This window comes from Bradyrhizobium sp. CB2312, from assembly GCF_029714425.1.
GTDB lineage: Bacteria > Pseudomonadota > Alphaproteobacteria > Rhizobiales > Xanthobacteraceae > Bradyrhizobium.
In genome coordinates, this window is the sequence record NZ_CP121668.1 from 9145166 (window position 1) to 9159577 (window position 14412).

At 63.3% G+C, this 14412-nt stretch carries 13 protein-coding genes and 1 pseudogene; 2 read left to right on the plus strand and 12 right to left on the minus strand.

Annotated elements, in window-relative coordinates:
• Positions 1-389: 389 nt before the first annotated feature.
• Together QA642_RS43595 and QA642_RS43600 are read right to left on the minus strand one after the other, a co-directional pair.
• Positions 390-1019, minus strand: coding sequence for a glutathione S-transferase family protein (locus tag QA642_RS43595; RefSeq protein ID WP_283082312.1), 630 nt, complete (start codon positions 1017-1019; stop codon positions 390-392).
• Positions 1020-1171: 152 nt separating this feature from the next.
• A complete protein-coding gene (locus tag QA642_RS43600) occupies positions 1172-1474 on the minus strand; it encodes a winged helix-turn-helix domain-containing protein (protein ID WP_283082313.1) in 303 nt (100 codons plus the stop codon).
• Positions 1475-1501: 27 nt separating this feature from the next.
• Here QA642_RS43600 and QA642_RS43605 point away from each other — a divergent pair, with 27 nt between their 5' ends.
• Together QA642_RS43605 and QA642_RS43610 are read left to right on the plus strand one after the other, a co-directional pair.
• On the plus strand, positions 1502-2485 hold the full coding sequence (locus tag QA642_RS43605) for a threonine/serine dehydratase (protein WP_283082314.1): 984 nt from the start codon (positions 1502-1504) through the stop codon (positions 2483-2485).
• Between the two features lie 13 nt (positions 2486-2498).
• Positions 2499-2921: a DUF6636 domain-containing protein gene (locus QA642_RS43610; RefSeq protein ID WP_283082315.1), complete on the plus strand. Its 423-nt coding sequence runs from the start codon at positions 2499-2501 to the stop codon at positions 2919-2921.
• A gap of 43 nt (positions 2922-2964) precedes the next feature.
• On the opposite strand, the gene QA642_RS43615 is transcribed toward QA642_RS43610, so the two are convergent.
• From QA642_RS43615 to pimA, 10 genes and pseudogenes are all read right to left on the minus strand, one after another.
• Positions 2965-3438: a hypothetical protein gene (locus QA642_RS43615; protein WP_283082316.1), complete on the minus strand. Its 474-nt coding sequence runs from the start codon at positions 3436-3438 to the stop codon at positions 2965-2967.
• 248 nt (positions 3439-3686) lie between these two features.
• Positions 3687-5294: an RNA-directed DNA polymerase gene (locus tag QA642_RS43620; protein ID WP_283082317.1), complete on the minus strand. Its 1608-nt coding sequence runs from the start codon at positions 5292-5294 to the stop codon at positions 3687-3689.
• A 96-nt stretch (positions 5295-5390) separates the two neighbouring features.
• Positions 5391-5576: pseudogene (locus QA642_RS43625) on the minus strand (glycerol kinase); the annotation flags it as partial.
• A gap of 110 nt (positions 5577-5686) precedes the next feature.
• On the minus strand, positions 5687-6280 hold the full coding sequence (locus QA642_RS43630) for a GNAT family N-acetyltransferase (RefSeq protein WP_283082318.1): 594 nt from the start codon (positions 6278-6280) through the stop codon (positions 5687-5689).
• Positions 6281-7783 (minus strand): glycerol kinase GlpK, encoded by a 1503-nt coding sequence (glpK, locus tag QA642_RS43635; RefSeq protein WP_283082319.1) that lies wholly within the window; start codon positions 7781-7783, stop codon positions 6281-6283.
• Between the two features lie 269 nt (positions 7784-8052).
• Positions 8053-8826 carry an SDR family oxidoreductase gene (locus tag QA642_RS43640; protein WP_283082320.1) on the minus strand — a complete coding sequence of 258 codons (774 nt, stop codon included), beginning with the start codon at positions 8824-8826 and terminating at the stop codon, positions 8053-8055.
• A 157-nt stretch (positions 8827-8983) separates the two neighbouring features.
• Positions 8984-10126 carry a pimeloyl-CoA dehydrogenase small subunit gene (gene pimD, locus QA642_RS43645; protein WP_283082321.1) on the minus strand — a complete coding sequence of 381 codons (1143 nt, stop codon included), beginning with the start codon at positions 10124-10126 and terminating at the stop codon, positions 8984-8986.
• A gap of 133 nt (positions 10127-10259) precedes the next feature.
• Positions 10260-11450 (minus strand): pimeloyl-CoA dehydrogenase large subunit, encoded by a 1191-nt coding sequence (pimC, locus tag QA642_RS43650; RefSeq protein WP_283082322.1) that lies wholly within the window; start codon positions 11448-11450, stop codon positions 10260-10262.
• A gap of 16 nt (positions 11451-11466) precedes the next feature.
• Positions 11467-12654 (minus strand): acetyl-CoA C-acyltransferase, encoded by a 1188-nt coding sequence (locus QA642_RS43655; protein WP_283082323.1) that lies wholly within the window; start codon positions 12652-12654, stop codon positions 11467-11469.
• Entirely contained in the window at positions 12651-14333 is a 1683-nt protein-coding gene (pimA, locus tag QA642_RS43660; RefSeq protein ID WP_283082324.1) for a dicarboxylate--CoA ligase PimA, read from the minus strand. The genes QA642_RS43655 and pimA overlap by 4 nt, the downstream gene beginning before the upstream one ends.
• Between the last annotated feature and the right edge of the window lie 79 nt (positions 14334-14412).

The following is a 14412-nucleotide window of genomic DNA, read 5'->3' on the forward strand; positions in this document are numbered from 1 at the left end:
GAAAAACAACCCCATGCACAGTAGCGATGGGGTTGAAAGGGCTACGCAATTTCGGTCTTGCCGACAACGGCTTGCGCCGTCGGGCAAAACACCTGTAATATTCCATCATCGCCAGCCGCGTCGGTGTCGTACTGCGGCAGATGCGAGTGTGTCCCTCACATCTCTCGCCTACACGCACGGTCCCCATCCTCCCCTGGAGGGCTATCGCATATGGGGATTTACACGAGGTCGTCATGCCCGGGCTTGTCCCGGACATCCACGTTCTTTGTGTCGCGGGGGAAACACGTGGATGGCCGGGACAAGCCCGGCCATGACGCCGTGGAAGCTTCAATGCCCACGCGCACATCATATGCGATAGCCTTACCCTCCAGGGGAGGGTCAGAGGGGCCTCACCCCTTCGGCGGGGCGAGCGGCTGCACGATCTCTTGGAAAGGCGGCAGTGCCTCGCAGCGATCGGAATGAGCAGACAGCGCCGGATAGCGCGCCGCATCGAACAGTTGCGGATGGGCCTCGCGGGTGAAGCGGGTGACGCAGGCCACCGCCACGTCTGCGTGGCCGATGCGATCGCCCAGCCAGTACGGCGTCGTCACCTTGGCGCGCTCGGCCTCGAGCACACCGAGCACGTCGGAGATCTGCGCCTGGCAACGCTCGACCCACAACGCGAGCTGCTCCTTCCGCAGCACGCGCTCGTAGAGCAGGCTCACCCCCTTGTCGCCGAGGCCTGAGGCGAGCGCGCAGATGCGCAAATGCCTGCGCCGATCGGCGCCGCCGCGCGGCAGCATCGCCTTCGCCTCGCCGACGAGCTCGTCGAGATAGTCGAGGATGACAGTGCTCTCGATCAGCGCCTCGCCGTCGTCGAGCACCAGGGTCGGCACGCGACGCAGCGGGTTGTACGGCGCGATCTTGTCGGCATCGCCGAAGGTCGACCACGGCTTGTGCTCGAAGGCGAGCCCGTAAAGCTTCAGTGCAATGGCGACGCGGCGGACGAAGGGGGAATCATATTGGCCGATCAGGAACATGGTTCGCGCTCTTCTCGTTCAATGGGCACGGCAGGGCCGATCAGTATCCGCGAGAGGAGCGCTGCGGCGCAAGGAAGATATTGAACATGGAGCATTGAGCCGGATGCAACGGCGCGCTCGACTGCGTCCCGTGCAGCTCACGCGCGGCGCGCTCAAAGACCGTCCCGGATCTCGCGCTTGATGGCGGCGATCGCGGTCTCGTCGCGCTTGTACATCGTCCACTGCTTGATCCGCTTGGCACGCACCAGCTTTGCCGCCGTCAGCACCCGCATGTGCTCGCTCAAGGTCGGCGCGCTGACGCCGAGCTTTTCGGCGATCAGCAATCCGCAGACGCCGTCCTCGACCAGGTCGCCATCGGCCTGCTCGCGGAAATGCTTTCGCGGATCCCGCAGCCAGTCCAGGATCTGCAGGCGGCGCTCATTGGCCAGCGCGCGCAAGGCGATTGCGAATTTCATTTAGCCATTTTGCTAATTACCTAATTGATGTCAACTCTCCGATACGGTATGAAGGATGCCATCATGACAGCGACAATGGACATCAATCGGGAGCGGATCGCGGCGACCGAGGCGGTCATCCGTCCGCATATCAGGCGCACGCCGCTCATTCAGGCCGACCTCGCCGATTTCGGCCTGCCGGCGGCACCCGTGACGTTCAAGCTCGAGATGCTGCAGCATTCCGGATCGTTCAAGGCGCGGGGCGCCTTCGCCAATCTGCTGCTGCGGCAGGTGCCGGCGGCCGGCGTCGTCGCGGCATCCGGCGGCAATCACGGCGCGGCGGTCGCCTATGCGGCGCAGCGGCTCGGCATTCCCGCCACGATCTTCGTGCCCGACATCACCTCACCGGCCAAGGCCGAGCGCATCAGCGGCTATGGCGCAAAGCTCGTGATCGCCGGCAACCGCTACGCCGATGCGCTCGCCGCGAGCGAAGCGCATGTCGCGCAGACTGGCGCGCTGGCCGTCCATGCCTACGACCAGGCCGAAACCCTGCTCGGCCAGGGCAGCGTCGCCCTGGAGCTGGAGCAGGATGCGCCCGGCATCGACACGCTGCTGGTGGCAGTCGGTGGCGGCGGGCTGATCGGCGGCATCGCGGCGTGGTGTGCCGGCCGCACGCGCATCGTGGCGGTCGAGCCGGAGCAGTCGCCAACCCTGCACGCCGCCTTCGCGGCCGGCGCGCCGGTCGATGCGCCGGCCGGCGGCATTGCCGCCGACAGTCTCGCGCCGCGGCGCGTCGGGGAATTGATGTTTCCGATCGCGCGCTCCCATGTCGAGCGCGTCGTCCTCGTCAGCGACGACGCGATCCGGCAGGCCCAGGCCGCGCTGTGGTCGCGCCTGCGCCTCGTCACCGAGCCCGGCGGGGCAGCCGCATTTGCCGCGTTCCTGTCCGGCCGCTATCGTCCCGCGGCCGGCGAACGCATCGCGGTGCTGGTCTGCGGCGCCAACACCACGGCAGTGAAGTTCGACAGCTAGTTGCGGAGATTGCATGATCAGGCCGGGCACCGTTTTCCTGATGTCGATCCTGCTTGCACTGCCCCCTGGTCGCGCTCAAGCGCAGGACCGTCCGATCGGATTCCTGACTCCGTCGAGAAACATCGTCTGCCAGGTCTTTGCCGATAACGGCCAGGGTGTACTTCGCTGCGACATCATGGTGACCGACACGCTGCCGCGCCCTCCCTCCGATTGCGAGCTCGACTGGGGCCACGCCTTCGAGATGAGCACCAAGGGCAGCGCCGGCCGCATCTGCGCCGGCGACAGCGTGATGGACGCCTCGCTGCCGGTGCTCGCCTATGGCGAGGTGTGGCAGCGCGCGGGCTTCACCTGCCGGTCGGAGCAGACGGGAGTGACGTGCTTCAACGCCATGCAGCACGGGTTCTCGCTGGCACGGGCAGAGCAGAAGGTGTTTTGAGGGCAATCATCAAAGAGCGCTCGACGGTCTACATCTCCTGCATTCACCGCGAAATGTCGCCGCTTGATATTGCAGCCACGATATCGAAGAAGAGATCGCTAGATTGCTTACCACTAATCTCGGCACACAAATCGTCAACCGGTATTGTCGCCGAAACTCCGACCCGTGGATTGAACAATCCCAAACTATCAATTTGGAAGCGCTTCGAAACATAGTTCAATGCGCTATAGGTTATTAGCTGCCGAACATCGACAGAACGGAAGAGGCGATCCCCTGCCTTAATCTCGTAAAGTGCATTCGAGTAAATTAGATCGCCCTTTCCGGCGTCAATCATGCCGCATCCAGGAAAGCTTGGCTCGATTAGCAGAGCGCCGCCCATGCCATCGAAGCAAAACATGCGTGAAAGCCGATTACGCTGTTCCTCGATGTCGAAGAGCTCGTTCGCTGTGACGTTATCAGAAGCACCCGCTTGAACTCGCAGTTCTCTGTGCGAAGATCGCGAGTGAACTTCGGCCAAGGCCCTTTGCACATCCTCCGTCGTCAACTTCGGTGGAGGCCAGCTGACGTTACGCCTCACTTCCTGGCAAAAGATCGTGAATGCCGTTTCGTTGATAAGTCCACGCCTCAACGGAGACGTAGACGCCTTCAACTCCGGAAATTCACGTTCATATTGCCCAAGGTTTAGACGCCGAACGAAGACATCCATCGTCGGCGTTAGATCTCTCCAGAACGAAGAATGCACCTTGCAAAAGGAGGACACCGTGATCACAGGGGAATACTCCACCCGGTCTTATTTGCCTTTTCGCCAGCCCACCGCTGTACCAGCTGCTCAAATGGAGAGAATTCGTCTGCGGTATGGTTTCGCCAATGCTTCCCCTCGTCTCTCAAGGCATATGACGCGATAATAAACGCTCTTCTCTCGGCTACGCCCAAGGACCTGAAGCTAGCTCGCAAGTCCGACAACCAGTACCAATTTTTCCATTTAGCCATCACAAGGATGATGTCTCTCCGCAGGAGAGAAGAGGATGATGACAACTTAAAAAGTTTCGCCAGCACGGCTTCTGCCTCGGGCGAGTGCTTGCATGACAGCAACCTTATCGCAAACGCCAAATTGAGTTCGACGCTTAAAACGTGTGAGTGGCTTTCGATCAATGAGATGATCTTTTGATGAACGACGTCTTGTGCTTGGGCTGAAAGCTCGTCGAACACGCTCCTTGCGACAGTCAAGACGCTAGAAAAAATCGGGTACAATAGTTCCGCGCTGTTTATCATCGTAGCGACCGCGTCATCCCGAGACTTCGGATCGAGATACCGTACGGCAGCAACAATCTTCCGCGTTAGGCCGATGTGAACTCTGCTCTTTAGCAGTTCCTCTCGGAGCAACTCGAGAATATCGAAGCGCTCAATCTCGGCTCGCAAAGCCTCGTAGTCCTCTTCCTTGGTGGGCGAATATGGATCGAAGCGAAGCGAGAGCTTCATCAGTCCCCTCGCACGCTCGTGCAACGCGGCAACCTCTCCGTCACTTGCGTTCGGAGTGAGGGGGTTCGTCGCGATGAACTCCGCGCTGGACATAATGCGCGTTTTCGCCTTTTGTAGCTGCAGCCCTTGCGTGCGTAACAGCTTCTCCGAAAGAAAAATTAGACGCCCGTACGCCTCTTCATTGCTATTGCAGAAAATATGAAAATCGTCTGCAAAACGACAAAAGCTAATCCCCTCCATCTCTAAGAGTCGGTCAATCTGATTTAGAACCAACTCAGACAGAATCCTTGCCGCGGGACCTCCAACGGGAAGACCGAAGGAATTTGTATTGGAGAAGTTCTTCAAGAAAGCCATTATCCGGCTATGCGTGTCTCCAAGCGTAGCCAACTGAAGAAGCGCGTTTTCGAGTCGATGGTGTCCTAGTCTCGGATAAAACTCAGAGATATCACAAACCACGACAAACTTCGATGTTGCGGCGCGTTCAAGGGAGCATTCCATGAAATCGCGCCAGCCGCCGGTATCGTCAAAAATATCTGCGCTTTCTTCGCTCCATCGGTATCGATAGGAGAAGACTCTTCTAGAGCTTGTTGGAAGTCGAGCAGCTTCAACTTTCTCCGCGATCGCGAGGACAAGACCGAGGAAGTAGAGGTTCCACAATGGGTCCATTTGCGTAGCCCAGCGAAACCCCGTGTAGTTCACGGGAGCGAGGGCAGCGTCATGAGCCGGGGGGTGCCGACTCAGATATCCATCAAAATCCCGGTGTATTTCTTGAAGTAGAGTAAGTGTTTCGTTCGCTTTATCGAAGAAAATGTGATTTTCGACTGGGAACGGGAAGATGTCCGTGTCTCCATGCCGGATAACATTGGCAATGGCCCTCTTGAAGAATTCGTCCATTCGAGACCGGTCCGATCACTGGCATGCAACTACCGAAGTTGCATGTGAATGATTGTTCTACCCATCGAATGACCGACCTGCAAGTAAGCTCATATCCTATCCCTTCCCCTCATCGCTCGCCAGCACACCTTTCATCGCACGCGCCCAGCCCGCAAGCTTTCGCGCCCGTGTCGCATGGCTCATGTTCGGCTTGAAGCGGCACTCGAAGCGCCGGTTGTCGGCGAATTTTATCGGCTCGGGATAGACGCTGGTCTGGAGACCGGCGAGATAGGCGGTCCCCACACTCCGTCATTGCGAGCGCAGCGAAGCAATCCAGAGTCTTTCCGCAGAGGCAGTCTGGATTGCTTCGTCGCAAGGGCTCCTCGCAATGACGGTGGGGAGGCAGCCGCGTACTACTCAATGATCGGCACATGCTTCGCCGCGTCGCGCGGCGCCGTTCCATCGAGCCGCGGATCGTCCGCCACCTCGACCTGGCGGCGGAACGGACGAAATCCCGAGCGCTGGTAGAACGCGACGGCGGAGGGATGATCGAAGGTGAAGGTGTGCACCCAGACGCGGTGGAGGTCGCGCGACCACGCGATCTCCAGCGCACGGTTCATCAGGAAGCGGGCGGCGCCGGTTCCGATCAACGCTGAAGTGACACCGAAATAGACCAGCTCGCATTGGCCGGGCTGGCGAAAGTCCAGCTCCAGCAGGCCTTCGTCGCGACCGTCCGCAACCAATGCGTAGACCTCGATATCAGGCGCATGGATGATCGCAGCAAGCTCCGCATCAGTCATGCGCGGCCGGGAAAACCACAGCCACTCCTCGCCCACGCGACGATAGAGGTCGCGGTACCAATCAAGCGGGGGCGCATCGACCTTGCGCAAGATCCACGCGCCGGGCGGATTGTCACGGCGCGCGGGAGGTGCGGTCATCTCCAGATGGGTGACGACCGCCGCGAGCTTGCCGTTCGGCACATCGGAATAGCCGTCGGGGAGGATCACTCACTCCCCCTCATCGCTCGCGAGCACGCCCTTCACTGCCCTTGCCCAGCCGGCGAGCTTCCGCTCGCGCGTCGCCTCGCTCATGTTCGGCTTGAAGCGGTGCTCGAGGCGCCAATTGTCGGCGAACTTCGTCGGCTCAGGATAGACGCCAGCGTGAAGGCCGGCGAGATAGGCGGCACCCAGCGCGGTGGTCTCCTGGATCACGGGGCGATCGACCGGTGCGTTGAGGAGATCGGCGAGGCGCTGCATGGTCCAGTCGGAGGCGGTCATGCCGCCGTCGACGCGGAGCACGACGCTGGCGGTTTCCGAGCTCGGCCAGTCCGCGCGCATCGCGGCCCAGAGGTCGAAGGTCTGATAACAAACGCTCTCCAGCGCGGCATGGGCGAGCTCGGCGGGGCCGGTGTTGCGGGTGAGGCCGAACAGCGCGCCGCGCACGCGCGGATTCCAGTAGGGCGCGCCCATGCCGACAAAGGCCGGCACGAGATAGACGCTCTGCATGGAGTCGGACTGGTCGGCAAGCGGTCCGGTCTCGGCGGCGTGCTTGATGATGCCGAGGCCGTCGCGCAGCCACTGCACCGCGCTGCCGGCGACGAAGATCGAGCCTTCGAGCGCGTAGGTGCGTTTGCCATCGAGCTGGTAGGCGACGGTGGTGAGCAGCTTGTTGTTGGAGACGACCGGCGTGGTGCCGGTGTTGAGCAGCGCAAAGCAGCCGGTGCCGTAAGTGGATTTCATCATGCCCGGGCGGAAGCAGGCCTGGCCGATGGTCGCGGCCTGCTGGTCGCCGGCGATGCCGGAGATGGCGATGGCGCCGCCGAACAGATCCGGCGTGGTCTCGCCGAAGCGGGCCGAGGAATCCTTCACCTCGGGCAGCATCGAGCGCGGCACGCCGATGATCTCCAGCAGCTCGTCGTCCCACTGGCCGGTGTGGATGTTGAACAGCAGCGTGCGCGAGGCGTTGGTGGCGTCGGTGGCGTGCACCTTGCCGCCGGTGAGGCGCCAGAGCAGGTAGCAGTCGATGGTGCCAAACATCAATTCTCCGCGCGCGGCGCGGGCGCGCGCGCCGGGAACGTGGTCGAGGATCCAGGCAACCTTGGTGCCGGAGAAATAGGGATCGATGATCAGGCCGGTCTTCTGCGAGATCACGGGCTCGCGACCGTCGGCCTTCAGCTTGGCGCAGATGTCGGCGGTGCGGCGGTCCTGCCAGACGATGGCGCGGTGCACGGCCTGGCCCGTGGCGCGGTCCCACACCACGGTGGTCTCGCGCTGATTGGTGATGCCGATCGCGGCGATGTCCTTTGCGCTGATGCCGACCTGCTCGATCGCCTCGCGGCAGACGATCACGGTCGAGGTCCAGATGTCCTCCGGCTCGTGCTCGACCCAGCCCGAGGCCGGGAAATGCTGCGGAAACTCGGCCTGCGCCTTCGCCGCAATGGAAATATCGCCGCGAAACACGATCGCGCGCGAAGAGGTGGTGCCCTGGTCGATGGCAAGGACGAAAGACATGGCGGCTTACCCTGGCGTTTACCCTTGGAGGGGTCATTGTGTCGCGCCAAAGGGAGCGGATTGGAGGCGGAAGGTCAAGGTTGGATGCGGGGCGCGACTGCCCTACCCTTCTCCCCTTGTGGGAGAAGGTGGCGCGCGGAGCGCGCCGGATGAGGGGTCTGCTTCAGCGCATACAAATGTGAGAGCATCACCCCGCGGAAGCAGACGCCTCACCCGTCTCGCCGCTTCGCGGCGAGCCACCCTCTCCCACAAGGGGAGAGGGAAGAAGGCTACACCGCCGCCGTGGTCACGCCACCGTCGATGACGATGGTCTGGCCGGTCATGAAGCTCGAGGCGTCGGAGGCGAGGTAGGCGACGGCGCCGGCGATCTCGTCGGGTTCGCCGATGCGGCGGAGCGGCGTGGTGGCGGTGCGGCGCTTGAGCATGGCTTCGTCTTCCCACAGGGCGCGGGCGAAATCGGTCTTGACGAGGCCGGGCGCGATGCAGTTGACGCGGACGCCTTTCGGGCCCCATTCGCCGGCGAGCGAGCGGCACAGCGCGAAGTCGGCGGCCTTGGAGATGCCGTAGGCGCCGATCACGGTGGAGCCGCGCAGGCCGCCGATCGAGGAGATGATGACGACGGAGCCGCTGCCGCGCTCGGCCATCTGCGGGATCGCGAGCGCGGAGAGCCAGATGTTGCTCTTGACGTTCGAGCCCATGATCTTGTCGAAGGCCTCGTCGGTGATGTCGAGCAGCGGGCCGTAATAAGGGTTCACCGCGGCGTTGCAGACGAGGATGTCGATCTTGCCGTAGTGTTTTGTGGCGCCCGAGATCAGCGCCACGACCTCGTTCTTGCGCGCGATGTTGCAGGGGATGACGATGGCGTCACCGCCTGATGCGTTGATGCCGTCGGCGACTTCCTTGCAGGCTTCCGCTTTCCGGGAGGAGACCACGACCTTGGCGCCGAGCTTGGCGAGCAGCTCGGCCGAGGAGCGGCCGATGCCGCGGCTGGAGCCGGTGACGACGGCGACTTTTCCGGTGAGATCGAACGGGGTGTTTTTCATTGTTGTTGCTCCGCTGATGCCGCTTGTTCGGTGTCATCGCCCGCGAAGGCGGGCGATCCAGTATTCCAGAGACAGCTCGGCTGGAATCGAGAAGCCGCGGCGTACTGGATCCCCCGCCTTCGCGGGGGATGACAGTGTTGGTGTGGTCTAGATCAACTCAGACCAACCCACCCGCATCCGCGACGCGGCGCTGGTGGTAGTCGGTGTCGCCAAAGGTGTTCTCGATCATGGTGAGGCGCTTGAAGTAGTGGCCGATCTTCGCCTCCATGGTCATGCCGATGCCGCCATGGAGCTGGATCGCCTGCTGGCCCACGAATTTCAGCGACTTGCCGATCTGCACCTTGGCCGCGGCGATCGCGTTGCTGCGCTCTTTCGCGTCCTCGAAATCGTTCGCCATGGTCGCGAACATCGACATCGAGCGCGCCTGCTCAGTGGCGACGAACATGTCGGAGGCGCGGTGCTGCAGCGACTGGAACGAGCCAATCGCGACGCCGAACTGCTTTCGCGTCTTGATGTACTCGACAGTGGTCTTGAGCGACTCGTCCATCAGGCCGACCGCCTCGGCGCAGAGCGCGACTCGGGCTTCGTCGACGACGCGCTCGATCAAAGCGAGCGAGTCCTCGGGATTGCCGATGGCGGCGTCGCTGCCGACTTCGACACCGGTGAAGGTGATGTCGGCGGCGTGAAGGCCGTCCTGGGTCGGGTAGGACTTCTTGGTGACGCCCTTGGCATTGGCCGGGACCAGGAACACGCCGATGCCGGCCTTGTCGCGGCGGTCGCCCTTGGTGCGGGCGGTGACGATGAGCGTGTCGGCGTTCTCGCCGTTGAGCACGACGAATTTCTCGCCGTCGATCACCCAGCCGTCGCCCTTCTTCTTCGCGGTCGTGGTGACGTCGAACAGATCGTAGCGCGAGTTCTTTTCGAGCTGGGCGAAAGCCAGCGTCTTGCTGCCGTCGATGATCCCCGGCAGGTGCGCGGCCTTCTGAGCATCAGAGCCGGCATGACGCAGGAAGCCGCCGCCGATCACGACCGTCGCCAGATACGGCTCCAGCACCAGCGCCTTGCCGAGCGCTTCCATCACGATCATGGTCTCGACACCGCCGCCGCCGAAGCCGCCATCGGCCTCGCTGAAGGGCAGGCCGAGCAGGCCCTGCTCGGCCAGCTTGCCCCAGACGGCCTGGCTCCAGCCGCCCTTCTCCTTCATGTATTTCTTGCGCTGCTCGAAATCGTAGGAATCGGTCAGCAGGCCGTCGATGCTTTCCTTGAGAAGCCGCTGCTCCTCGTTCAGGTCAAAATCCATTTTATCTACTCTCCCGGTATCTGATTTCGTCATGCCCGGCCTCGTGCCGGGCATCCACGTTCTTCGTGCCGTTAGGCGTGGATGGCCGGGTCAAGCCCGGCCATGACGGCGAGTGCGTGGTGGCGGGCAGAAATCAAAGCCCCAGCACTGCCTTGGCGATGATGTTGCGCTGGATTTCGTTGGAGCCGCCGTAGATCGAGACCTTGCGGTTGTTGAAGTAGCTCGGCGCGATCTGGGCGGTCCAGTCCATGGCTTCGTTGGAGCCGTCGTCCCCGTGCACGTCGTAGGGAGCCGCGAACGGGCCGATCACTTCCATCAAGAGCTCGGTGGTGGTCTGCTGGATCTCGGAGCCCTTGATCTTCAGCACCGAGGAGGCCGGATTGGGCTTGCCCTTGCCGTGCTTGCCCTCGTCGGCGACGACGCGGAGCTGCGTCAGCTCGAGCGCCTTCAGCTCGATCTCGCAGGCCGCAAGCTTCTCGCGGAAGGCTGCGTCCTGGATGACCGGCTTGCCGCCCGACTCGACCTTGCCGGCGAGATCGCGGATGCGGCGCAGCCGCTCCTTGGAGACGCCGACGCGGGCGATGCCGGTGCGCTCATTGCCGAGCAGGAATTTTGCGTAGTCCCAGCCTTTGTTCTCCTCGCCGATCAGGTTCTCGATCGGGACTTCGACGTCGTCGAAGAAGACCTCATTGACTTCGACGCCGCCGTCGATGGTCTGGATCGGGCGCACGGTGACGCCCTTCGACTTCATCGAGAACACGATGAAGGAGATGCCCATCTGCTTCTTGGCATTGTTGTCGGTGCGGCAGAGGCAGAAGATCATGTCGGCGTGCTGGGCGAGCGTGGTCCAGGTCTTCTGGCCGTTGATGATCCACTTGTCGCCACGGCGCTCGGCTTTCGTCTTGAGCGAAGCAAGGTCGGAGCCGGAGCCCGGCTCGGAGAAGCCCTGACACCACCAATCGTCGACATTGGCGATGCGCGGCAGGTACTGCTTCTTCTGCTCCTCGTTGCCGAAGGTGTAGATGACCGGGCCGACCATGCTGACGCCGAAGGCGAGCGGCTGCGGCGCCGGATAGGACTGCAGCTCCTCGTTGAAGATGTAGTGCTGCACGGAGGTCCAGCCCGTGCCGCCATATTGCTTGGGCCAGTGGCTGACGCCCCAGCCCTTCTTGTTGAGGATGCGCCACCACGTCACCATCTCGTCCTTGGTGAGGTGGCGGCCCTCGACCAGCTTGCGCCGCGTATCCGGCGGCACGTTGTCGCGGAAGAACGACCGCACTTCCTCGCGAAACGCCTGCTCTTCTTTCGTGAATGCGAGATCCATCGGATCCTCCTGTGAATTACTGCAACACTTCGAACAAGCCGGCCGCGCCCATGCCGCCGCCGACGCACATGGTGACGACCGCGTACTTGGCCTTGCGGCGGCGGCCTTCGATCAGGGCGTGGCCGGTGAGGCGCGCGCCGGACATGCCGTAGGGATGACCGACCGAGATCGCGCCGCCGTCGACGTTGATCTTCTCGGGGTCGATGCCGAGCTTGTCGCGGCAATACAGCACCTGCACCGCGAAGGCTTCGTTCAGCTCCCAGAGGCCGATATCGTCGACGCTGAGGCCGTGACGCTTGAGCAGGCGCGGCACGGCGAACACCGGGCCGATGCCCATCTCGTCCGGCTCGCAGCCGGCCGAGACGAAGCCGCGGAAGATGCCGAGCGGCGCAAGGCCGCGCTTGGCGGCTTCCTTGTCACTCATGATCACCGACGCGCTGGCGCCGTCGGAGAGCTGGCTGGCATTGCCGGCGGTGACGGTGAAGCCGTCGCCGCGCACCGGCTTGAGGCCGGCGAGGCCCTCGATGGTGGTCTCTGGGCGCGGGCCCTCGTCCTGCGACAGCGTGACTTCCTTCATCGACACGGCGCCGGTCGCCTTGTCGGTGACCGCCATCTGCGTCGTGATCGGCGCGAGCTCGTCCTTGAACTTGCCGCCCTGCTGCGCGGCGGCGGTGCGGCGCTGGCTCTCCAGCGAATATTCGTCCTGGCGTTCGCGCGAAATGCCGTAGCGCTTGGCGACGACCTCGGCGGTGTCGATCATGGGCATGTAGACCTCGCCCTTGATCTTGAGCAGTGCCGGATCCTGGGCGTGGAAGCCGTTCATCTTGTCGTTCTGCACGAGCGAGATCGACTCGCCGCCGCCGCCGACCGCGATCTCGACGCCGTCGAAGATCACCGAGCGCGCGGCGAGCGCGATCGCCTGCAGGCCCGAGGCGCATTGCCGGTCGATGGTGGTGCCGGCGACGGTGACGGGAAGTCCGGCGCGGAGCAGCGCCTTGCGCGCGATGTTGCCGCCGGTGGCGCCCTGCTGGAGCGCTGCGCCCATCACGACGTCCTCGACCTCCTTCGGATCGACCTTGGCGCGCGCGACGGCTTCGCCGATGGCGTGGCCGAGCAGCGTTGCACCCTCGGTGGCGTTGAGCATGCCGCGATAGGCCTTGCCGATCGGGGTGCGGGCGGTGGAAACGATGACGGCGTCGGTCAAGAGCGACCTCCTGATGAAAGTGGGGTGGATTGCGGTGGTTTCTGCTGCTGGCGCAATTCGTGGCGCGACAATTTTCCGACCGGCGTACGCGGCAGGTCGGCGACGAACTCGACCGCGGCCGGCAGTTCGTGCTTGCCGACCTTGCCGGCGAGCTGCGCGCGCAGCTCGTCGAGCGTGAACGGCTTGGCGTCCGGCTTCAGCTTGATGAAGGCTTTCGCGGCCTCGCCGCGATACTGGTCGGGAATGCCGAGCACGATCACCTCGTGCACGCCCGGAATGGTGTAGATCGCCTGCTCGATCATCTGCGGATAGACGTTGAAGCCGCCGGAGATGATCATGTCCTTCTTGCGATCGACCAGGAAGAAATAGCCGTCGGTGTCGACATAGCCGATGTCGCCGGTGAGGAAGCGGCCGTCGATGAAGGCCTCCGCGGATCCCGCCGGCTTGTTCCAGTAGCCTTTCGTGACGTTCGGGCCCTTGATGCGGATCTCGCCGACTTCGCCGGGCGGCAGCACGCGTGTCGGATCATCCAGCGCGACGACGTCGAGCTCGATGCCGGGCAGCATCAGCCCGATCGAGCCGGGCTTCTCAGGACCAACAGGCGGATGGCCGGTGCCGGGCGAGCAGGTCTCGGTCATGCCCCAGCCGCTGCGCAGCTTCTTGCCGACCTTGCGCTCGAAGAAATTCGCGATCTCGACTGGCAGCGGCGCACCGCCGGAGCCGATGGTGGCGAGCGAGGAGAAGTCGCGCTTGTCGAGATCAGGGAGCGCGGCGATCGCGATCCACATCGTCGGCACGCCCGGAAAGTACGTCGCGCGCTTGACCTCGATGTCGCGCATCACGGCTTCGACGTCGAAACGCTGATGGATCGAGATCAGATTGCCGCGGCTGAGCGAGGACAAGAGCACGACGGTGAGCGCGTAGATGTGGAACAGCGGCAGCACGCAGATGACGCGTTCGATCACATCGGCGCGCGCGGCGCGGTTCGGCTTGCCCCAGACGTCGTAGATCGACACCGCCGAGGTGAGGTTGCCGTGCGTGAGCATGGCGCCCTTGGGCAGGCCGGTTGTGCCGCCGGTATATTGCAGCAGCGCGACGTCGTCGGCCGTGACTTGCGGCCATTGCGAAGGTGCAGTGGCGCCCTCGACAAAGGTCTTGAAGGTGACGATGCGGGGATCCCCAGGGATCGGCGCCTGCGGCGTGCCGACCTTGCCCCAATCGTCGTCCTCGCAGACGACGAGGCGATCGATCAGGCCCTTCTCCAGAAATTTCAGCGCGGTCGGCAGCAACGCTTGGAGGTTCGAGGTGACGAGCACGCGCGAGCCGGAGTCGGAGACCTTGTGCGTCAGCGCGATCTCGCCGTCGAGCGGGGAGAGATGCGCGACGCGGGCGCCGGCTTTGAGCGCGCCGAAGAAATTGACGGGATGGTCCGGTGTGTTGCCGAGGAACAGCGCGACAGAGCCGTTCTTGCCGATGCCTTCGCGCAGGAACGCCGCCGCGGCGCGCTCGGCCATCGCGGCGAGCTCGGTATAGGTGATCGGGCGCTCCCGGAACTCCAGCGCGGTGCGCGGGCCGTAATCGGCGGCGGCTTTCGACAACAGGTCTGGCAGCGAGCCCTGGGCGATGGTGTCGTCCCAGTGCACGCCCTCGGGATAAAACTGTTCGCCGGGATGGGTCATGGAGTCCTTAAACCGCACAAACCGTCATTCCGGGGCGATGCGAAGCATCGAACCCGGAATGACTGAGAGGTTGGAGCAC